Annotated in this window: 18 protein-coding genes; 13 read left to right on the top strand and 5 right to left on the bottom strand. The window is 59.4% G+C overall.

Annotated elements, in window-relative coordinates:
- The first annotated feature begins 44 nt into the window (after nucleotides 1-44).
- From JZX87_RS21005 to JZX87_RS20950, 12 genes are all read left to right on the top strand, one after another.
- A complete protein-coding gene (locus tag JZX87_RS21005; RefSeq protein ID WP_206827779.1) occupies nucleotides 45-1,397 on the top strand; it encodes an aspartate aminotransferase family protein in 1,353 nt (450 codons plus the stop codon).
- Nucleotides 1,398-1,416: 19 nt separating this feature from the next.
- The gene (locus tag JZX87_RS21000; protein ID WP_206827777.1) at nucleotides 1,417-2,844 is read left to right on the top strand and encodes an amidase; all 1,428 of its coding nucleotides are present in this window, start codon (nucleotides 1,417-1,419) and stop codon (nucleotides 2,842-2,844) included.
- A 72-nt stretch (nucleotides 2,845-2,916) separates the two neighbouring features.
- On the top strand, nucleotides 2,917-3,984 hold the full coding sequence (locus JZX87_RS20995; protein WP_206827775.1) for a phosphotransferase: 1,068 nt from the start codon (nucleotides 2,917-2,919) through the stop codon (nucleotides 3,982-3,984).
- A gap of 18 nt (nucleotides 3,985-4,002) precedes the next feature.
- Nucleotides 4,003-5,337 (top strand): aspartate aminotransferase family protein, encoded by a 1,335-nt coding sequence (locus JZX87_RS20990; RefSeq protein ID WP_286194981.1) that lies wholly within the window; start codon nucleotides 4,003-4,005, stop codon nucleotides 5,335-5,337.
- Between the two features lie 50 nt (nucleotides 5,338-5,387).
- A complete protein-coding gene (locus JZX87_RS20985) occupies nucleotides 5,388-6,626 on the top strand; it encodes a Zn-dependent hydrolase (RefSeq protein WP_206827772.1) in 1,239 nt (412 codons plus the stop codon).
- A gap of 86 nt (nucleotides 6,627-6,712) precedes the next feature.
- Nucleotides 6,713-7,450 carry a GntR family transcriptional regulator gene (locus JZX87_RS20980; protein ID WP_353654230.1) on the top strand — a complete coding sequence of 246 codons (738 nt, stop codon included), beginning with the start codon at nucleotides 6,713-6,715 and terminating at the stop codon, nucleotides 7,448-7,450.
- A gap of 373 nt (nucleotides 7,451-7,823) precedes the next feature.
- Nucleotides 7,824-8,543: a FadR/GntR family transcriptional regulator gene (locus JZX87_RS20975; protein WP_183685338.1), complete on the top strand. Its 720-nt coding sequence runs from the start codon at nucleotides 7,824-7,826 to the stop codon at nucleotides 8,541-8,543.
- Nucleotides 8,540-9,706: a PLP-dependent transferase gene (locus tag JZX87_RS20970; protein WP_206827770.1), complete on the top strand. Its 1,167-nt coding sequence runs from the start codon at nucleotides 8,540-8,542 to the stop codon at nucleotides 9,704-9,706. The genes JZX87_RS20975 and JZX87_RS20970 overlap by 4 nt, the downstream gene beginning before the upstream one ends.
- Nucleotides 9,707-9,738: 32 nt before the next feature.
- Nucleotides 9,739-10,998: an ABC transporter substrate-binding protein gene (locus JZX87_RS20965; RefSeq protein WP_206827768.1), complete on the top strand. Its 1,260-nt coding sequence runs from the start codon at nucleotides 9,739-9,741 to the stop codon at nucleotides 10,996-10,998.
- 95 nt (nucleotides 10,999-11,093) lie between these two features.
- Complete coding sequence (locus tag JZX87_RS20960) at nucleotides 11,094-12,029, top strand: carbohydrate ABC transporter permease (RefSeq protein ID WP_148144715.1); 936 nt, start codon at nucleotides 11,094-11,096, stop codon at nucleotides 12,027-12,029.
- Between the two features lie 5 nt (nucleotides 12,030-12,034).
- The gene (locus tag JZX87_RS20955) at nucleotides 12,035-12,865 is read left to right on the top strand and encodes a carbohydrate ABC transporter permease (RefSeq protein WP_148144716.1); all 831 of its coding nucleotides are present in this window, start codon (nucleotides 12,035-12,037) and stop codon (nucleotides 12,863-12,865) included.
- Between the two features lie 4 nt (nucleotides 12,866-12,869).
- Nucleotides 12,870-13,937 (top strand): ABC transporter ATP-binding protein, encoded by a 1,068-nt coding sequence (locus JZX87_RS20950; RefSeq protein ID WP_206827766.1) that lies wholly within the window; start codon nucleotides 12,870-12,872, stop codon nucleotides 13,935-13,937.
- Between the two features lie 55 nt (nucleotides 13,938-13,992).
- On the opposite strand, the gene JZX87_RS20945 is transcribed toward JZX87_RS20950, so the two are convergent.
- From JZX87_RS20945 to JZX87_RS20925, 5 genes are all read right to left on the bottom strand, one after another.
- Nucleotides 13,993-15,102, bottom strand: a complete 1,110-nt coding sequence (locus tag JZX87_RS20945; protein WP_206827764.1) for an ABC transporter ATP-binding protein — start codon at nucleotides 15,100-15,102, stop codon at nucleotides 13,993-13,995.
- Nucleotides 15,103-15,111: 9 nt separating this feature from the next.
- Complete coding sequence (locus JZX87_RS20940) at nucleotides 15,112-17,058, bottom strand: glycoside hydrolase family 127 protein (RefSeq protein ID WP_206827761.1); 1,947 nt, start codon at nucleotides 17,056-17,058, stop codon at nucleotides 15,112-15,114.
- 28 nt (nucleotides 17,059-17,086) lie between these two features.
- Complete coding sequence (locus tag JZX87_RS20935) at nucleotides 17,087-17,953, bottom strand: carbohydrate ABC transporter permease (protein ID WP_206827759.1); 867 nt, start codon at nucleotides 17,951-17,953, stop codon at nucleotides 17,087-17,089.
- Nucleotides 17,950-18,885, bottom strand: coding sequence for a carbohydrate ABC transporter permease (locus tag JZX87_RS20930; protein WP_206827757.1), 936 nt, complete (start codon nucleotides 18,883-18,885; stop codon nucleotides 17,950-17,952). The genes JZX87_RS20935 and JZX87_RS20930 overlap by 4 nt, the downstream gene beginning before the upstream one ends.
- A gap of 80 nt (nucleotides 18,886-18,965) precedes the next feature.
- On the bottom strand, nucleotides 18,966-20,210 hold the full coding sequence (locus JZX87_RS20925; protein WP_206827755.1) for an extracellular solute-binding protein: 1,245 nt from the start codon (nucleotides 20,208-20,210) through the stop codon (nucleotides 18,966-18,968).
- A 166-nt stretch (nucleotides 20,211-20,376) separates the two neighbouring features.
- On the opposite strand from JZX87_RS20925, the gene JZX87_RS20920 reads away from it, so the two are divergent.
- Complete coding sequence (locus JZX87_RS20920) at nucleotides 20,377-21,396, top strand: LacI family DNA-binding transcriptional regulator (RefSeq protein ID WP_206827899.1); 1,020 nt, start codon at nucleotides 20,377-20,379, stop codon at nucleotides 21,394-21,396.
- Nucleotides 21,397-21,453 lie beyond the last annotated feature (57 nt).

Genomic DNA, 21,453 nt, shown 5'->3' with positions numbered 1-21,453 from the left:
ATATCAATCAATCTGGGCAACAGAGCCCGCTTATGGAGCAGCACATGACGATTATGCCGAACTCGGTCGAAGCCCGCGACATGGCCTATCAGATGCATCCGATGGTCAATCTTCGGAAATATGAAAAAACCGGCGGCCTCGTGATCGAGAGCGGCGACGGTATCTATGTTACCGACAATACCGGCAAGCGCTATATCGAGGGCCTGGCCGGCCTGTGGTCGGTGGCGCTCGGTTTCGGCGAAAAACGTCTGGCGGAAGTCGCCAAGGCGCAGATGGAAAAGCTGCCCTATTACCACAGCTTCTCCTACAAGACGCATGGCCCGTCGATCGATCTGGCCGAGATGCTGGTCAAGATCGCACCGGTACCGATGTCGAAGGTGCACTTCACCTCCTCCGGTTCCGAAGCCAACGACCTTGCCTGCAAAATGGTCTGGTACCGTTCCAACGCGCTCGGCAAGAAAGACAAGAAGAAGATCATCGGCCGGATCAAGGGCTATCACGGTGTGACGATCGCCTCAGGCTCGATCACCGGCCTGCCGCGCAACCATGAGAGCTTCGACCTGCCGCTCGACCGGATGGTTCATACATCCTGCCCGTCCTATGTGCATTTCGGTCTCGAGGGCGAAAGCGAAGCTGACTTCACCACGCGCATGCTGAAAGATCTGGAGGACCTGATCCTCAAGGAAGGCCCTGAAACGATCGCCGCCTTCTGGGGCGAGCCGGTGATGGGCGCCGGTGGCGTGCTGATGCCGTCGGACGGTTACTGGGCCGGCGTTCAGGCCATCCTGAAGAAATACGACATCCTTCTCGTCGCCGACGAAGTCATCTGCGGCTTCGGCCGTACCGGCAAGATGTTCGCCTGCGAGACGCTCGGCATCGAGCCGGACGTGCTTGTCGTGTCGAAGCAGATCTCGTCGTCCTACATGCCGCTTTCGGCGATCATCATGAACGACCATTTCTATCAGCCGATCGCCGACGAAAGCGACCGTATCGGCGTCTTCGGCCATGGCTTCACAGCCTCCGGTCATCCCGTCGCGACCGCGGTTGGTCTCGAAAACCTGAAGATCATCCAGGAGCGGGATCTGGTCGGCAACGTCGCACGACTGGAGGAAAAGTTCCTCGGCGGCCTGGCAGAACTTGCCAAGCATCCGCTGGCGCATTCCTCGCGCGGCGTCGGCCTGCTCGGCGCGCTGGAGATCAAGCCCTGGGCGGATGCCAATGCCGGTGATGCGGCTGCAACGATCGCCGCCGCATGCCAGGACGAGGGCCTGATCATCCGCAATATCGGTGAAGCCATCTGCTTCTGCCCGCCGCTGATCATCACCGCCGAACAGATCGACGATATGTTCGGTGCCGTTGCCCGCGCGCTGGATACCGTTGCGGCCGCGCACGCCTGAAGCATCAAGGATTGAGATCATGAACATGATGGAAAAGACAGATCTTGGCGAAATGACCGCGGCACAGCTTTCCCAGCTGTTCGCGTCGGGCAAGGCGTCCCCGGTCGAAGCCGCCAAGGCCTCGCTTGCGCGGATCGAAAAGTTCAATCCGAGCGTCAACGCCTTCGCCTATGTGGTGCCAGAACTGGCGCTCGCCGAGGCAAAGGCATCCGAAGCGCGCTGGAAGAAGGGCGAACCGCTTTCACCCATCGACGGTGCGCCGACGACGATCAAGGAACTCACTCCGGTCAAGGGCATTCCGTGGCGGCGCGGCTCGGCGCTCGGTGCAACGACGCCTTCCGAAAAGGAGTTCCTGATCATGGAACGCCTGCGCGGCGCGGGTGTGACCATCCTCGGCACGACGACGTCGCCGGAATTCGGCTGGAAGGGTGTCACTCACGGTCCGGCATTCGGCAACACGCTTAACCCGTGGCGCACCGATCGCGCCTCTGGCGGCTCGTCGGGCGGTGCGGCCGTGGCAGCTGCGCTCAATATGGGCGTTTTGCATGAAGGGTCGGATGGTGCGGGTTCGATCCGCATTCCGGCTTCGTTCTGCGGCGCGTTCGGCATCAAGCCTAGCTATGGCTGGATTCCCTCCGACACGCCGACGGCGCTGTTCGAGCTTGCCCATCGCGGCCCGCTGACGCGGACGGTCGAGGATGCGGCGCTGTTCATGAATGCCACAACCGGGCCGACGCCGAAGGCGATGTATGGCTATAGTCCGACACCGGTGCCGAACTGGCACGAAGGGATCAATGCTACCAGCGTCGAGGGCGTGAAGATCGGTTACAGCCGAAATCTCGGTTATGCCGAAGTGCAGCCGGATGTCGCTGCTGCGGTCGAGCGGGCCGCCCAGCGGCTGGCGGATATGGGCGCGATCATCGAGGAGATCGATCCGGGCTTTTCCAATCCGCAGGATGCTCTTCTGGCGCTCTGGTACGCCGCCGAAGCCCGCACCGTCGAGATGGTCAATCCGACGGAAGAGCAGAAGAAGTTGATGGATCCCGGCCTGATCCGCATCTACGAGAAGGGAAAGACCTACTCGGCCATCGACTATGTCACGGCCGAGCAGGTGCGTGCCGATCTCAAGGTGACGATGGCGCTTTTCCACGAAAAGTATGATGCCCTGATGCTGCCGACCATGCCGACGACGGCAATCGAGGCGGGTGTCGATTTTCCCGGCGGGATCGAGGGCAAGGACTGGTCCGACTGGTCGCCCTTCACCTATCCGTTCAACATGACCGGCCAGCCGGCCGTATCGGTGCCCTGCGGCTTCGATGCCGGCGGGTTGCCGATCGGCCTGCAGTTCGTCGGTCCGCGTTTCCGCGACGATATCGTGCTGGCATTGGCTGCGGCCTATCAGTCCGCCTATCCCGAAGACGTTCTCAGCGCGCCCAGGCTCGGCTGAGCCGGACAACAAAGGTGCGGGAGGCCTTGTCTTCCGCACCAAACGATCAACAGCGGTATCGGGATGGGACAGATGGCCTCCACGGCAAGCCAAGGAGCGGCAAGCGGGCTTGGCGCAGAGCTGAAGACGGGCGCGACTGCCGTGCCTCCGGATCAGGCCGAGCGCATCGCAAGGGAAAAATACGGGCTGTCCGGCAAGGCCGAATGGCTCTGGGGCGAGAAGGACAGCAATTACCGGCTGACGCTGGACGACGGAAGGGAATATCTCTTCAAGGTTCTCAACCCGGCGGAAAATCCGGCGATGACGAACATGCACAGCCAGGCGCTTCTGCATGTCGAAGCGGCCGATCCCGGCATTCCGATCCAGCGGATCATCCGCACACTGGACGGCGAGGCCGATTTCCGCATGACCGATGACGAAGGCGGCACGCGCGGCGTGCGCATGGTGACCTTCGCGCCTGGCATTTCACAGAAATCACAGCCGCATTCACCCATCCAGCGCTACCGCGTCGGCGTACTTCTCGGTTGCATGCAGAAGGCGCTTGAAGGATTTACCCACGAGGCCGCGGGCCATCGCATCACCTGGGACATGTCGCACGCCGCGGGGCTTCGCGAATTGCTGCCGGTCTTCGAAGACGAAGCGCAACGGGTAAGGCTGGAACGGGCGATGGCCGATTTCGAGACCCTGATTGCTCCGCGCATGGGCGAACTGCCGGCGCAGGTGATCCATAACGATTTCAACATGGAGAACATTCTCGTCAGCGAGGATGATCCGGATGAGATCAGCGGCATCATCGATTTCGGCGACATGGTGCATGCACCCATCCTGTTCGATGTCGCTGTCGGCGCGGCCTACCAGATGGGCGACGCCGATGATCCGGTGGAGGCGATGTGCGATTTTCTGAAAGGGTATTCGACCGAAAAGACGCTCGCTCAGGAAGAGATCGAGTTGCTTTACACCGCGGTGACCACCCGGATGCTGATGCGGCTTGCGATACCCGAATGGCGCGGAAAGCTGTTTCCCGAACACCGGGCGCTTTACACCCGTAACAGCCCGACCGTATGGGCGCAGTTTGCCCGGCTCGACGCAATTTCAAGAGATGACGCCGTAAAGCGCCTGGCAGCGGCCTGCCGCGCCTGACACCCGAGGGAGAGAGACATGAACAAGCCAGCCACAACGATGATCAACGGCTTCGATGCATCGCGCCTGAGTAGCCTGCCGGAGCGCGAGCGGTCGATGATCGAGCGCCGCCAGGCGATGCTCGGGCCGTCCTACCGGCTGTTCTACGAAAACCCGCTGCATCTGGTGCGCGGCGAGGGCGTCTGGCTCTACGATCCGGACGGCAATGCCTATCTCGACACCTATAACAACGTGCCTTCGGTGGGACATTGCCATCCGCGCGTTGTCGCCGCGATCGCCGAACAGGCTGCTGTGCTGAATACGCATACGCGTTATCTCGACGAAAAGATCCTCGATTACTCCGAAAAACTGCTTTCAACATTTCCCGACGAGATGAACCGGGTCATGTATTGCTGCACCGGCAGCGAGGCGGTCGACCTCGCCATGCGGCTGGCCTGTTACTACACGGGCGGAACCGGCATCATCATTACCGAGAACGCCTATCACGGCACGACGGCCGCCGCCGCCGCCATCTCGCCGTCGCTTGGCCCCAACATGCCCCTCGGCATGCATGTGATCACCGTACCGGCACCGGATGCCTATCGCGCCGATGGCAAGGATGTCGGCGAGACCTTCGCGCAAGAGGTGTCCAAGGCGATCGCCTTCATGTTGCGCCATGGCATCAAGCCGGCGGCCTTCATCGCGGACAGCATATTCTCGACTGACGGCATCTATTCGGAGCCTGCGGGCTTCCTGAAGAAGACGCTGGACGTGGTGCATGAGGCCGGCGCGCTTTACATCGCCGACGAAGTGCAGCCGGGCTTTGGCCGCACCGGCTCGCATATGTGGGGTTTCATGCGTCACGGCATCGTTCCCGACATCGCCGTCATGGGCAAGCCGATGGGCAATGGCCTGCCGATCGCGGCCGCGGTGATGAAGGGCGAGGTGCAGGAACGTTTCGGCAAGGACATCCGCTATTTCAACACGTTCGGCGCCAACCACGTATCGATCGCCGCCGCCAATGCCGTGCTCGACGTCATCCGTGACGAAGACCTGATGGGCAATGCGCTGTCGACCGGCAATTACATGCTGGAAGGCATGCGCAAGCTGCAGCAGCATTTCGACTGCATCGGCGATGTGCGCGGCGCGGGCCTCTTCCTCGGGCTGGAATTCGTCAAGGACCGGCAGAGCCGCGCCCCGGACGGACCGCGCTCGCTCGCGGTCGTCAATCGCATGCGCGAGCGTCGTGTGCTGATCAGCGCCGCCGGAATTCATGGAAACACGTTGAAGATCCGTCCCCCGCTGCCGTTCGGCAAGGACCATGCGGACATCTTCCTCAAGGTGCTCGAAGAGGTGCTGCACGAGACCGAGTGACAGCATCCGCCTCGCTTATCGCTGCCATACCCAATGCCAAAGGATAGACCATGACCACCTTGCCGGAAATCAACGCCGAACGCCTCTGGGCGGATATCATGACGATGGGGGCGATCGGCGCGACGCAGGGCGGTGGCAGTTTCCGGCCCGCGCTTTCGGATGCGGACCGCGAGGGGCGCAACCTGTTCCGTTACTGGGCGGAGGAGGCGGGGCTGGTGGTGACTGTCGATGCTATCGGCAACATGTTCGCGCGGCGGGAAGGTACCGATCCGTCGCTGCCGCCGCTGATGATCGGCAGCCATCTCGACACGCAGATGCCGGGCGGCAAGTTCGATGGCGTTCTGGGCGTGCTTGCCGGGGTTGCGGTTATCCGCGCGCTCGATGCGGCAGGCGTCAGCACGCGGCGAGCGATCGAGATCGCCAATTTCACCAATGAGGAAGGCGCGCGGTTCCAGCCGGGCGTGATGGGGTCGGGCATTTTTGCCGGGCTCCTGTCTTTGGAAGATGCGTTGTTTCGCAAGGATGATGACGGAGTGATGCTCGGCGACGAGCTTGCCCGTATCGGTCATGCCGGGCAGCTGCCGGTCGGCGGGCGGGCGGTGCATAAATATCTCGAACTGCATATCGAACAGGGGCCGGAGATGGAAAAGGCAGGTGCGATGATCGCTGCCGTTTCCAACAGTTCCTGGGGTTGCAGCGGATTTATCGATATCAGCGGCGAGAATGGCCATTCGCAGACGGCCGCAATGTCGACGCGGCGCAACGCGCTTGTCGCTGCGTCCAAACTGATCCTCGAAATCGAGGCGATCGGAGCCGAGAACGAGCCGGCGGGCATGGTCAGCGCCACGGTGATCCGTAACTGGCCGAACAACCGCGTCAACATTCCGCATCTGACCAAGCTCTCCTATGTCGCCGTTCATGCAGCCGAAGAGGGGAGGGCGAAGATCATCGATCGCATCGAGGCCGCGGCGGGACGCATCGCCGGAGAGACGGGGCTTACGATCGATGCCACGACCTCGCATTATCGCCAGCGGCTTGACTTGTCGCAGGAGCTTGCCGGGCAGGTTCTCGAAGTGGCGGAACGGCTGGGCTACACGTCGGTGATGCTGCCGACGCTGACCTCTCATGACGCACTGTCGATGACCCATCTTTGCCCGACGGCGATCATCTTCGTGCCCTGCAGGCAGGGCATTTCGCACAGCGAAAAGGAATGGTGCGAGCCCGATCAGGTGACGGCCGGAGCCAAGGTGCTTCTGGAAATGGCAATGATCGCGGCGAACGAAGCATGATGCTCGTGCCCTCTTTATGCCGACGAAAGCAACTGCTTATAATGTAAGGAAGCTAAAACACGTAAAGCGAGCGGACGAGGCGCTGAGTGAATTCACACGCTAAACTTGCATTGGAAGACATGGGGGCCGGCCAGCCCAAGGCGGTCTGGGCGTATAACGTCATCCGCGATGCGATCATCACAATGAAACTGGCGCCGGGCGAAACGCTGAACGAAAAGGAGACCTGCGCCGAGCTTGGCATTTCCCGAACGCCGATGCGGGAGGCCTTGTTGAGGCTGGCGCAGGAAGGGCTCGTCAATATCGTTCCGAGCGGGGGCACATTCGTCAACAAGATCGCCATGCGCAAGGTGATCGAGGGGCATCTGATCCGTTCCAGCCTTGAAATGCGCACGGTGCGTCTTGCAGCCCGTAATTTCGATCCTGTGCATGAGAAGGACCTCGATCTACTTATCTTTCGCCAGCAGGAAGCGGCAAAGCGGCGTGACATCGATGAGGCTTTCAAGGTCGACAACGAGTTCCATCGCCTCCTCTGCCGCATCGCCGGCTTTCCGAATGTCTGGCAGACGATCCATAACGCGACGGGGCAACTCGACCGCGTACGGCGCCAGGCATTTCCGAAGATCGGTTATTTCGAAGAGGTTCTGGAAGAGCATGTGGCGCTTTATGCCGCGATCAAGGCTCATGATGAAATTCGGGCTGCGAAACTGCTCAAGGAACATCTCGGCGGCATAAACGCCGTTGTCGAATATGTCCTTCAGGCCGATGCCGATATCATTACCGGCGAGGACGATATCGTGTTGCTCAACGCACTCTCGGACGTGTGAACCGGACGTCCGGGAAGAGCTCTACATCCAGGCGCAATGCGCGATATTGCCAGCATCGCTGCAAGTGAGGTTGCTGCACATGCCGTCGGCGAGGCCCAGCCGTGGATCGGGCGGTGGGCAGGCTTTCCATATTGCCCGCATAGCCAGACACGACTGAACCGCTCCCCAAGTCCCAAGTCCCAAGCCACAAGCCCTTGCCCGACACCATGCCGTCTCCCGGCATGCGTCGCATCCCGGACCCGCGACCGCCGGGCGGGATCTCTCGCTGCATTATGAAAAGCCTATCCACAAGCGAAAACGACAAGGAGCGATTGACACCCTTTTAGTCGCGTGTTTTGCTATGATGTCAGACCAATTTGGCTTGCATGGTGTTATGACGAGAGCGACGTTATCCGCAACACTTCAACCGCTGCCGACACTGGATCGTGCCCGGCAGGTGACTTCGGCGCTTGCGCATTATATCGCCGATGTTCAGCTCAAGGCCGGGGATCGACTGCCGGCGGAGCGTGAGCTCATGGCAACGCTTGCTGTCGGCCGCTCGACGATCCGGGAGGCGATCCGCCACTTTCAGGCGCTCGGAGTCATCGAAACGCGAAAAGGCAGCGGCACCTATCTGCTGCGGCCGATTTCTCCCGATACCGTGCATATGCCGCTGTCGCTGGACACGACACGCCTGCGTGACGTGCTTTTGCAGACACTGCAGGTGCGCCGGGGCATCGAATGCGAGGCCGGCATGGTGGCCGCCCGCATGCGTACCGACGATGACCTCGTGATCATCGAGAAGAAGCTGGTGCAGATGGAGACCGTGCATCTGGAAAAGGGCTCGTCCGGCCCGGAAGACCTTGCCTTCCATCTCGCCGTTTATGACGCCACGCATAATCCGCTGTTCCGGCAGATACTCGAGCAGATGCGCGAGAGTTTCGAGCATTTCTGGGCTTCGCCCTTCGATCGCAAGGATTTTGCCCGACGCTCCTTTCCGTTTCACCGCACGCTTTTCGACGCCATCGCCGCCCAAGATCCCGAGGGTGCAAGGCGCGAGACATTAAAGATCCTCGCCGTCGTCGAGGAAGACATCAAGGAAATGTCCCAATGAACGAAATGTTCGATCCGTCGCAATTCGCCTCGCTGATTACTGCCCATGACGACGGAAATTTCGCCGATGCGGTCGTGCCGCCGATCTTCCAGACCTCGCTCTTCACCTTCTCCGACTATGACGAGATGATCGCTTCCTACCGCGGTGAGAAGGTGCGGCCGATCTATACGCGCGGCCTCAATCCGACGGTGCGCATGTTCGAGGAAATGCTGGCCAAGCTCGAAGGCGCCGAGGATGCGCTCGGTTTTGCCAGCGGCATGTCGGCGATATCGTCGTCTGTCCTGAGCTTTGTCGAGCCGGGTGACCGCATCGTTGCAGTCAAACACGTTTATCCCGATGCATTCCGCCTTTTCGGCACGCTGCTGAAACGCATGAAGGTCGAGGTCACCTATGTAGACGGCCGCGACGAGGAAGCAGTCGGAAAGGCGCTGCCGGGGGCCAAGGTTCTCTATCTGGAAAGCCCGACAAGCTGGGTGATGGAAGCCCATGATGTCGGCGCGCTGGCGGCCTTGGCGAAAAAGCACGGCGTCGTTTCGATGATCGACAACAGCTGGGCAAGCCCGTTCTTCCAGCGGCCGATCACACTCGGCGTGGATCTCGTCATCCATTCGGCCTCCAAATATCTCGGTGGCCATAGTGATGTCGTCGCCGGTGTGGTTGCCGGTTCGAAGGAGATGATCGCTCGGGTGAAGGCGGAGGCTTATCCCTATCTCGGCGGAAAGCTTTCGCCCTTCGATGCCTGGCTCTTGATCCGAGGCATGCGCACGCTGCCCTTGCGCATGAAAGCTCATCAGGAATCGGCGCTGACCATCGCGCGGCGGCTGCAGGAACTCGATGTGGTGGAAACCGTCTGCCATCCGGGTCTGGCGAACCGGCTGCCTGCGGGGCTTCACGGCACGTCGGGCCTGTTTTCCTTCATCTTCAAGGAGGGCGTGGATATCCGCGCCTTTGCCGACCATCTCAAACTCTTCAAGCTCGGCGTCAGCTGGGGCGGCCACGAAAGCCTGATCGTTCCGGGCGAAGTGGTGCTGCAGCAGAAGGCCCAGCCCAATTCCGCGCATACGTTCGGCATCCATGCGCGGTCCGTACGCCTCCATGTCGGCCTCGAGGGAACCGAGGCTTTGTGGAGCGATCTTCAGGAGGCAATCGCCGTCGCCTCATAACGCATGAAACCAAGACAACTGGGAGCAGGACAATGAAAACAATCATAACGACTGCAATCTTCGCCACTCTGATGACAAGCAGCGCATTGGCCGATACGACATTGAAGCTGGTGGAAGTCATCACCAGCCCGGAACGCACGCAGACGCTGAAATCATTGGTCGGCAAGTTCGAGGCCGCCAATCCCGGCACCAAGGTGGAAATCATCTCGCTGCCCTGGAACGAGGCCTTCCAGAAATTCGCCACCATGGTGTCTGCCGGCGATACGCCGGATGTGATGGAAATGCCGGATACCTGGCTTTCTCTCTATGGCAACAATGGCATGCTCGAAAGCCTCGAGCCCTATCTGGAAAAATGGCAGCACACCAAGGAACTGACGCCGCGCGCGCTGGAGCTTGGCCGTGACGTCAAGGACACCGCCTATATGCTGCCCTACGGCTTTTATCTGCGGGCGATGTTCTACAACAAGAAGCTGCTTGAACAGGCCGGCGTTTCCGCGCCGCCGAAGACCATGGACGAGTTCACCAAGGCATCCGAAGCCGTATCCAAGCTGCCGGGCAAATACGGTTATTGCATGCGTGGCGGCCCGGGCGGCCTCAATGGCTGGATGATCTTCGCCGCCTCGATGGCCGGCGACAACAAGTATTTCACGGAAGACGGCACCTCGACCATGAACAGCGAAGGCTGGGCAAAGGGTATCGAGTGGATGGTCGATCTATACAAGAAGGGTCTTGCGCCAAAGGACAGCGTCAACTGGGGGTTTAACGAAGTCGTGGCCGGATTCTATTCCGGCACCTGCGCCTTCCTCGATCAGGACCCAGATGCTTTGATAGCAGTTGCTGAGCGTATGAAGCCGGAAGATTTTGGCGTCGCGCCACTGCCGAAGGGACCGACGGGCAAATCCTTCCCGACGATCGGTTATGCCGGCTGGTCGATGTTTGCCAAGAGCGAAAACAAGGATCTCTCCTGGAAGCTGATCGAAACGCTGCAGAGCCCGGAAGGCAATATCGAGTGGAACAAGAAGATCGGTGCTTTGCCGGCCTATACGGCGGCAGAAAAGGATCCGTTCTATGCCGGTGACCAGTTCAAGGGCTGGTTCGAGGAACTGGCAGACAAGGACACCGTTCCGACCGTAATGCCGACCTTCCTCGAAGAGTTCGCTTTCTTCAAGGATTCGCTGGCGATCAAGACCTCGCAGCAGGCTCTGCTCGGCGATATTTCTGCGAAGGAACTTGCCGACGAATGGGCGGCTTACCTGACCAAGGCACAGCAGAAGAACCTCTCCAAGAAGTAATCGACGCCGTGGCGGCGCGAGCAAAACCGCGCCGCCACCCCGCCTTCTTTTGAAATGACGGCGCAAACCTTGCGCCTCAAACGGGAAACTGTCTGATGTCCATGACCGCCGACGTCTATGATCGTCGCCAGGATCGCAGGCCGTGGCAAAAGCGCCTTGCCGATGCCTCGGAGCCTTATCTCTACAGCGCGCCGGCGCTGATCCTCATTAGCGTCGTCATGCTGGTGCCGCTTGTCATCGGCATTTCCTATGCCTTTCGCGATATCCAGCTGCTCAATCCGTTTTCCGGCGGGTTCATCGGGCTCGAACATTTCGAGACGCTGTCGAAGGACAGGGCGTTTTATACGGCGTTGAAAAACACGCTGTGGTGGACGGGCGCCTCCGTGTTCCTGCAATTTACCTTCGGCCTCATTCTGGCACTTTTGCTCGACAAGCCGTTCATGGGACGTGGCCTTGTGCAGGCGCTGGTATTTCTGCCGTGGGCGGTGCCTTCCTTCTTGGCCGGTCTCAACTGGGCATGGCTGTTCAATCCGGTCATCGGGCCGATCCCGCACTGGCTGTTCGATCTCGGCCTGATGAGCCAGCCCGGCAATATCTTGTCCGATCCGCAATATGCGATGTGGGGACCGATCATCGCCAATGTCTGGTGGGGCATTCCCTTTTTCGCCATCACGCTTCTGGCCGCACTGCAATCGATCCCGCGCGATCTTTATGAAGCCGCCTCCATCGATGGCGCCTCGTGGTTCCAGCGTTTCTGGTCGATCACGCTGCCATTCCTGGCGCCGACCATCGCCATCACCGTTCTGCTGCGCACCGTGTGGATTTCCAACTTCGCCGACCTGATCGTCGTCATGACCGGCGGGGGACCTGCCGACCGCACCCAGATCGTCGCCAGCTACATCTTCACCCAGGCCTTCAAGGCGCTCGATTTCGGTTATGCCTCGGCCATCGCGCTGGTGCTGCTGGTGCTGCTTCTGGCCTATTCGATGTTGATCATCCTGCTGCGGCAGACATTGCTGAACAAGGGGTGAGGGCCATGAAAACGTCGCTTCTTCCGACCATCGCGCATCGTCTGGCGCTACTCGGTTATATCGTCTTCGCACTCTTCCCGCTGTTCTGGCTGCTGAAGGTCTCGGTTACGCCCAACGACCTTCTTTATTCCGAAGGCGTGCGCATGTGGCCGTCGCGGACCACGTGGGAACATTATTCCTTCGTGCTGCAGCACAGCGCCTTTCCGACCTTTTTCAAGAACAGCCTGATCGTCTCCGGCTCGACGGCGATCATCGTCACCATCTGCGCGTCACTGTCCGGTTATGCGCTCTCCCGTTTCAATTTTCGCGCCAAATACTGGATCGTGGCCCTGATGCTGCTGACCCAGATGTTTCCACTGGTCATGCTGGTGGCGCCGATCTTCAAGATCCTCACGCCACTCGGTCTCACCAACAGCCTGACAGGCTTGATCGTCGTCTACACCGCCTTCAACGTGCCCTTCGCGACCTTTCTGATGCAGTCCTTCTTCGACGGTATCCCAAAGGATCTCGAAGAAGCGGCGATGATCGACGGCGCCACAAAATTCACGGCGTTTCGGGAAATCATCCTGCCGCTGACCTTGCCCGGCATCGCCGCCACACTCGGTTTCGTCTTCACCGCCGCATGGAGCGAGCTTCTGTTCGCGCTGATGCTGATCAACGGCAACAATGCCGCGACCTTCCCGGTCGGGCTGTTGACCTTCGTTTCCAAATTCTCGGTGGATTTCGGGCAGATGATGGCGGCAGGCGTGCTCGCGCTCATCCCGGCGGCTCTCTTCTTCCTGCTCATACAGCGCTACCTCGTCCAGGGCCTGACGGCCGGCGCGGTCAAGGGGTAATACCATGGCATCGATCGATATCCAGAACGTCAAAAAGGCTTATGGCCATGTGCAGGTGCTGCACGACGTCGATTTGCAGATCAAGGACGGCGAGTTCGTCGTGCTGGTCGGCCCGTCCGGCTGCGGCAAGTCTACGCTGTTGCGCATGATTGCGGGGCTGGAAGGTGTTACCGGCGGTGAGATGCGCATCGACGGGAAGCGCGTCAACGAGCTGCATCCGAAGGACCGCGACATCGCCATGGTGTTCCAGTCCTATGCGCTTTATCCGCACATGAATGTCGCCGGCAACATGAGCTACAGCCTGAAGCTCCGTAAAACGGCCAAGGAAAAGATCGCCGCTGCTGTTGCCAGTGCCGCATCCAAACTCGGGCTCGATCCGCTGCTCGACCGCCGACCGAAGGCACTCTCCGGTGGTCAGCGTCAGCGCGTCGCCATGGGCCGCGCCATCGTGCGCCAGCCGAAGGCGTTTCTGTTCGACGAACCGTTGTCGAACCTCGATGCCCGCCTGCGCGAGCAGATGCGGGCCGAAATCAAGAAAATGCATGGCGACCTCAAGGCCACCTCGATCTATGTCACCCACGACCAGATCGAGGCGATGACCTTGGCGGACCGGATCGTTGCCATGCATGGCGGGGTGGTCCAGCAGGTGGGGGCTCCGCTGGAGCTGTACGACCGTCCCGCCAACCTCTTTGTTGCCGGTTTCATAGGCTCGCCGGGCATGAACTTTCTCGACGCGATCTATTCCAACGGCAATGTGACGCTGAAGGATGGAACCGTGGTTGCCCTCCCGGCGCCGCTATCGCTTGACGATGGCGCAAGAGTGACGGTTGGCGTCCGGCCCGAGCACGTGGTGATGGGCGGGGAGGGCGCCGGCATGGCGGCGAGCGTCGATCTTGTCGAGCCGACCGGCTTCGGTATCATCCTGCACCTGTCGCTGCACGGTCTGGCCTTCAAGGTGTTTACGCTTGATCGTGCCGCGCTCTCGGCGGGTCCCATGGTCCATGTCAGTTTCCCGCCGCAACACCTGCATGTCTTCGACGAAAACGGGGAGCGGTGCGTTTCGCTCCAATAGTGCTTGGTCAGTGGCAGTGGGCACGGAAATTTTCCCTGTCCGCTGTCACTTGAACTTATGCCGCTTTCCCGCAAAGTAGCGAGTGTTCCGTTTCCCGATCAAAGAGATGCATCTGGTTCATGTTGATGGAGACCGGCAGCATTGCTCCGGCTGTAACCGGAATTTCACTATCGAGGCTGGCGCAACATATGTCTCCGGCAACGTTGAAATAGACCATGTTGGTCGACCCAAGCGGTTCGACCAGTTCGACATTGGCATGGAAAGGTACCCAGCCGGGCCGCTCCTGGCTGCCGGAAATGGCTTCGGGGCGAATACCGAACGTGACGTCTTTTCCGCCGGCGGAAGCGAACCGGGATCTCCTGGCTTCCGGAATGGCAAGACGGGTTCCGTCCTTCAACTCCACAAAGAGGCCTGTTCCCTCCGTAACGAGTTTCGCGGGCAGAAAATTCATCGATGGCGATCCGATGAAACCGGCAACGAATTTGCTCACCGGGTTGAAATAGAGTTCCTGCGGCACGCCCTGTTGCTCTACCAGCCCCTTGTTCATCACCACGACCCGGTCGGCCATGGTCATGGCTTCGATCTGGTCATGCGTCACGTAAACGGTCGTCGTCGGCAGCAGATTGTGCAGCCGTTTGATCTCCGTCCTCATTTTCACCCGCAATTTTGCGTCGAGATTGGACAGAGGCTCATCGAAGAGAAAAACCTTCGGATCTCGGACGATGGCGCGGCCCATTGCGACGCGCTGCCTCTGGCCGCCGGACAGCTGGCCCGGCCGTCGCTCCAGAAGTTCGGTGATATGGAGCGTCTCGGCAGCCTGCGCGATCCGCTTGTCGATCTCGCCTTTCGACAGGCGCTGTTGTTCGAGGCAAAAGGCGATGTTGTCACGAACCGTCATATGCGGATAGAGCGCATAGTTCTGAAACACCATGGCGATATCGCGCTTACCTGGCCCAAGACGGTTGACGACCTGATCGTCGATGACGATCTCGCCGCCGCTTATATGTTCAAGCCCGGCGATCATCCGGAGCGTGGTCGACTTGCCGCATCCAGAAGGCCCGACGAAGACGACGAATTCCTTGTCCTTTATATTCAGGTCGATGCCACGGACAGCCTCATAGATACCGTAGGATTTGGTGACATTGCGAAGTTCCAGACGCGCCATGTGTTTCTCCTATCGTTCCGCCAGCCAGACCTGCATCGCGCCTGCGTCACGATTGGCCCAGAGATGGTAAGGGATGGCCTTGAAGCGCCGCGGCCTGAAGGCGGCGGGGCTGTTGCGATAAAGCCCTGCCTTCCAATCCTCCACCTGCGCTTCCAGGGCTTCCCCCTCCAGCACGACTGCACCACCGAGTAGCTCCGGATCGAACCGTGCTTCGATCGTGCCGGAAGCGGACAGGCGAAGCCGTTGCGGCTCCATGCCGATATCCGTTTCTTCGACGCAATAGACGACAGGCCCGCGCTTCAGTGCAACCCGGTCCGCATCTTCGCCCACTGCCGGATGGGCGTAAAGCCGCTCGACCGGCATGTCGAAGGACAGCCTGATTTCATCGCCATCCGCCCAGGATCGGCGGATCGTCGCATACCCTTTTTCGACAATGCCGTCGGCATCAAGGGTCACGCCGTTGATGCTGATTGTCCAACTGCGGCACCAACCGGGGATACGAAACCTGATGGTAAAGTCCGCTTGCCGGGATAGGCCTAGCTGGATCCTGACATCGCCATCCCAGGGATAGAGAGTTTCTTGTTTCAGGCGAAGATAGGTATTTCCAAGATCCAGTTCGGCCGTGTTTGCGCCGTAGAGATGAACCGCGAGTTCCTCGGCCTTGCCTGAATAGAAATATTGGCCGAGCGAGGTGATCATGCGGGCGATATTGGTCGGGCAGCAAGGGCAATAATGCCACTTCCAGCGGCGGTGCTGACCATGGCTTTCCAGCACGTTTTCATAGAAATAATGCTCGCCATCGCGGGATATGCCGGAAAGCGCGCCGTTGAAGAGCACCGTCTCCAACGCATCGGTGAATTTTGCGTCGAGATCGATCTGGGCCATGCGATGGCTCCAGAATCCGAGCGCTACCGCGGCGCAGGTTTCCGCATAGGCGGTTTCGTTCGGCAGGTCGTATTCGCGGGTAAAGCCTTCATTGGAGGCGGATGGCCCAAGCCCGCCCGTCACATAGAGCTGGCGGCTCGTGAGATTGTCGAAAAGCCGGTCGCAGGCCTGTTTCAGGGTCGGGTCGTCGTTTTCATGGGCGAGATCGGTCATGGCAGAGAACAGATACATGGCCCGCACCGCGTGACCGACGACCTGCGACTGCTCGCGCACCGGCCGATGTGCCTGGCTGTAGGCGTAGGTCTTGTAGACATAATCAGCCGGATTCTCACCGCGAAGCCGTGCTTCCTCGTCATAGTAGGATGGTATCTGGCCGCGCTCGTCGATGAAATAGGCCGCAAGCTTAAGGTGCCGGGGATCTTTTGTGATCCGATAGAGCTTGACCAGAGCCAGCTCGATTTCCTCATGGGCGTCATAGCCGCGCAGCTTGCCCGGCTCCGAGCCGAAGGTCGCGTCGATGTGATCTACGGCGTGGATCATCACGTCGAGGAAGCGGTGCTTGCCGGTCGCCTCGTAATAGGCGACGCCACCTTCCAGCAGATGGCCCATCGAATACATTTCGTGCAGGTCGCGCAGATTGGTCCAGCGCTTGTCAGGCTCGCGGCGAATGAACCAGCTGTTGAGATAGCCGTCTTCCATTTGCCCCTGTTCGAGCTTTTCGACGATCGCGTCGATCTGTGCTTCGAGTTCGGCATTAGGGGCGTTTTTCAGGGTGTAGCTCGCGGCCTCGATCCACTTGCCGAAATCGGAATCGAAGAAATGCTGCATCGAAAGCCCGCTTGGCTGGATCGGGCGCGCAAGCGGTGCCGGTGGCTTGTCGAAGTCCAGCACTTCGAGAAAACCTTCCTCCTCAAGCCGCATATGCTGCGTCGGGATGGTGGTCTTCCGAACGGTCTCCGACCAGCTTTTCCAGAACCCGTCCGGAAAAGCCACGCGGTGATGCTCGATCGGTACGAGCCTGTCGAAATGGCGTGCGGCGGCGTTAGTCGGCTTCTTCAGGGAGGACGACATGAAAGCTCCTTTTGCAGTGTTCTGCGGCTTATTTGACGGCGCCGGCGGTGAGGCCGCGCACGTAGTAGCGTTGAAGGGCGAGGAAGAGCAGGATGCAGGGGATCATGGTGACGGTGATGCCAGCCTGCAGTGCTCCCCAATCGATGATCCCATAGATGCCGGAGGACACGTTCACGAGCATGATCGGCAGGGTGAACTTGTTCTGATCCGAGATGAAGATCAGCGCTGCGAGGAACTCGTTCCAGGAATTGAGGAAGGCGAACATCGCAACGGTTGCGACACCGGGCAGTGCCAATGGCATCAGGATGCGCCGCAGCAGCGTCCATTGCGAGGCACCGTCGATGCGTGCCGCTTCCACCAGCGCGGCGGGGATCGCATCAAAGGCGTTGCGCATCATGAAGATCGAAAATGGCAACTGGAATGTCGTGTAAACGAGGACCAGTCCGAACAACCTGTTCTGCAGACCTAAAAACTTCAGGATGAGAAACAGCGGGGTCAGGATGGACTGGAACGGGATCATCATCGTGGCCATGACCAGAACGAAGATCAGAGATTGACCCGGAAAGCGGAATTTCGAGAAACCGTAACCGGCAGGCACCGACACCAGTATGGTGAGGATGATCGTGCCGGCCGCGATCAGCAGCGAATTCATTGCATAGATCTGCCAGCCGGCGCCGACATCTTCCAGCCGCCGATAATTCTCCAGCGAAAAGGCCTTCGAGAAAAGCGCGACTGGATTGGCGAGCGCTTCCGCCGCCGGTTTGAAGGAATTGGCCACGGACCAGACAATCGGCATCAGGAAGATGATTGCCAAAAGCAGGGATACCAGAAGGAAGGTGACGTGTCCGATTCGCTCCGAAAACGGCCTGCCGGCTGCAACATTCGCATGTGTCATCGGCCTTCCTCCGGGCGGTGGCGCATGAAGCTGAGCTGGATGGAGCTGATGGCAACGAGAACCACCAGCAGTGCGAAGGAGAGGGCGGATCCGTAACCCAGCCGATAGGACGAGAAGGATGCCAGGTATATGGAGAAGACGGCGGAGATCGTGCTGTTGCCGGGGCCGCCCTGGGTGATGATGAAGAACTGATCGAAAGCGAGCATCGAGGATGTGATGTTGAGGATCAGTGCCAGAAGCAGCGAGTTGCGCATCAGAGGCAGGGTGATGCGGCGAAAGCGGCTGAAGACACTGGCGCCGTCGATCTTGGCAGCCTCGATGACCTCGGCGGGTATGCTCTGCAATCCGGTGAGCAGGATGACCATGGTGAAACCTGCTGTCTTCCACACGACCATCAGAATAATAACGGCGAGCGCCGGCCAAAAACTATCGAGCGGCCGAGGTGATGCATCAACAACGCCGAGGCTGAGAAACAGGCGGGAAAAAACGCCGTTGTCAGGGTTGAGCAACCATGTCCAAAGCGTCGAGGCGGCACCGAAGCCGATGACGACGGGCATGAAATAGATCGTGCGGAAAAAAACGGCGCTACGGAGCGGGCGGTCGACCAGCAAAGCGAGCGGAAAAGCCACTGCCATGATCGCTGCGGTAACCAGCAGCGTGTAGAGAAGGGTAAATCCCAGTGAGGACCAGAGTTGGCTGTCGCCCAGAAGTTCCGCGTAGTTTTCCAGGCCGATGAACTTTTTCCGCCCCAGAAGCGGCCAGTGATAGAAGCTCATCCATACGGTCATCAAAAGCGGGATGACGAACAATCCGATGATGAACACCATACTTGGGGCGATGAAAAACAGGCCCAGCCAGCCATGCGGTTCGCGGCTGCCGCCGAAGGCTGAGACAGGGCGCGCGACCGCGCTCGGCAGTGTGGTCTCTACCATTCAATCCTCGTCGTCATTCTATCAGGCTATCGATGCTGATGGTGGAGCAGGCATATTTCGGCTGCCTGCTCGCTCATGCGTCAGGGATTTGTCCGCTCGAGAATCTTGGTAAAGTCATCCTGCGCCTTCGAGATGGCTGCATCCACATTGCCATCGAAGATGCTCGACTGGACAAGGTTCAGGAAAGGGCCGGTCCGGCTGACGAAAAGCTCATCGGAGGAGAAGGTATAAGGCGTGCGTGCCTTCGTCAGGATCTCGTAGGAAACAAGGTTTCGCTTGTCGAACTGCGCATAGGCATCCGCTGCGAGATCGGTGCGCGATGGCATGCCGGATTCCTTGGTGATGAAAACCTGCTGTTCCGGCTGCATGTAGAAATTGACGAAGTCGAGCAGAACCTTCTTCTTTTCCTCGCTGATGCCGGCAATCAGTGCCAGCGTGTCACCACCGGCAAAGCTGGAAGCGCCATCCTTCGGTCCGGGAATGGGAGCAACGTTGAATTTAACATCCGGATATTTGGCCGTCAGAAGATTGACGATGTAGGAGCCGGTCATCAGCACGCCGACTTTTCCGGAGGCAAATGCCTCCACCGCGTTGTTGCCGTTGCCGGAGCGCGATGTCGGATGAATGGCGCCAGCCGTCCACATGTCGCGATAGGCCGCGATCGTTTCCCGCATGGCAGGTGTATCGACCGTCGCCTCACGGCCGTCCTGGCTGAGAATATCCGCGCCGGCCGCCCAGAGGTGGGGCAGGAAATCGTAGATCAGCCAGCTTCCGGAATTCGCGACGAAATAGAATCCGTAGGTATCGGATCCGAGTGCGCGAACCTTTTTCGCGTCTTCCGCAATTTCCGTCAGAGAAGCTGGCGGCTTGTTAGGATCAAGGCCTGCTTTTTCGAAAAGGTCGGTATTCCAGGCGATGATCGACGCGTCAGGCAAGGCGGGGACGCCGTAGATCTTGTCATCATAGGTGGCTAAACGAACATGAGACGGGCTGAGCGCGTTTGCATAAGGCAGCCCCTTCACGAAGTCAGTAATGTCTTCGAGGCTCTCGTTGGCGGCAAATGTCGGCAGGTAGATCAGATCCAGAACCGCGCCTTCCGGCGGTGATCCGCCGGCGATGGCGGCGCCGAGCTTTGGCACCATCTGTTCCGCCGTGATCTGGGTGACGATGATCTTGTCATCGTGCTTGGCGTTGTACTGCTCGGCAAGCGACTGCAAGACAGCGCCGGACGAGGTGCGAACCCAGAGATTGACTTCCTCGGCGGCAGCAAAAGAGGTTGTCGCAGCAAACGTAATTGCTGCGAGCGCAAGGCTAGCTTTATGCATCACGGTTCCCTTTTTCTATTGTTCGTCGCACTTTCCCGATGGACGTGAACAAACGGTAGGGCGGATTTTTTTGCCTGTCGACAATTTTGAATTCGGTTTTTGCAAAAACGTTTTTGCACGTCTGAAAACGCTTGAGAAATCGTTTTTGCAAGATCATTCTTGCGGAATGTTAAAGCCTGTTTCTCATCGAAAACGAACACTGCGCGATGTCGCGAAGGCGGCTGGTGTCAGCTTGTCCACGGCCTCAAACGCACTGAACGGTGTTGGCCGTGTCAACGCTGAAACAAGCGAACGCATCAACAGGATTGCTCAGGAAATCGGCTTCAGGCCCAATGCATTGGCGCGAAGCCTGCAGAGCAAGCGCAGTTCCACGATCGGCATGCTGACCAATGATACATACGGGCGGCTCACGCTTCCCATGGGGGCAGGCGTCTCGGAAGTTTTGGTCGATCAGGGCGTGTCAGTTTTTCTCTGCGCCACCAACAACAACCCCCGTCTTGCACAGCTTCACCTGCAGGCGCTTCTCGACAAGCAGGTCGACGGCATCATCTTCACCGCAACGCGACTGGATCTCGAGCAACCTCGGGAGCTCCTGGCACTGCCTATTCCGGTGATATACGCCTTTGCCGAAGGTCCTCCGGGGAGCGTCAGTTTCGTGCCCGACGATGAGCATGGCGCACGCCTGGCGATGGAGCGCTTGAGGAAATCCGGCTGCTCGCGCATCGTTCATATCACCGGTCCGAAAGACTATCTGGCTGCCAGACTCCGCGCAGCCGCCTTTTGCAATTTTGCCGAAGCCTGTCGCGAACCGATGTTCGGAGACTGGTCCGAGGAGTGGGGACATGAGGCAATCGCCCGGCTGGTTTCAGACGGAGACCAATTGCCCGACGGCATCTTTTGCGGCAACGACGAGATCGCCAGAGGCGTCATCGATGCTCTGCGTGATCGTGGTATTCTTGTGCCGAGGGACATATCCGTCGTCGGCTTCGATAATTGGGAGGTCATTTCGCGGCAAACCCGGCCGCCCTTGACCACTGTCGACATGGAACTCATGGAACTTGGCCGGCAGGCGGGCTTGGCCATGCTGAGCATTACCAGAGGTGAGGCTATTGAACCTGGAACCCGCCGCTTGCCCTGCCGATTAGTCGAACGGCTCTCAACGGCGAACAAGGCGAATGAATACTAGCGGGCTTCGCCGAAGCCCAAGAAACGGCAAAAAGCCGTCACTGATATAATTGGCGCG

The sequence above is a fragment of the Agrobacterium sp. Ap1 genome (assembly GCF_017313375.1).
In the GTDB taxonomy this organism is placed as follows: domain Bacteria; phylum Pseudomonadota; class Alphaproteobacteria; order Rhizobiales; family Rhizobiaceae; genus Neorhizobium; species Neorhizobium cellulosilyticum.
Note: the sequence above shows the minus strand (reverse complement) of the source record. Positions and strands in the feature narration are given on the sequence as shown.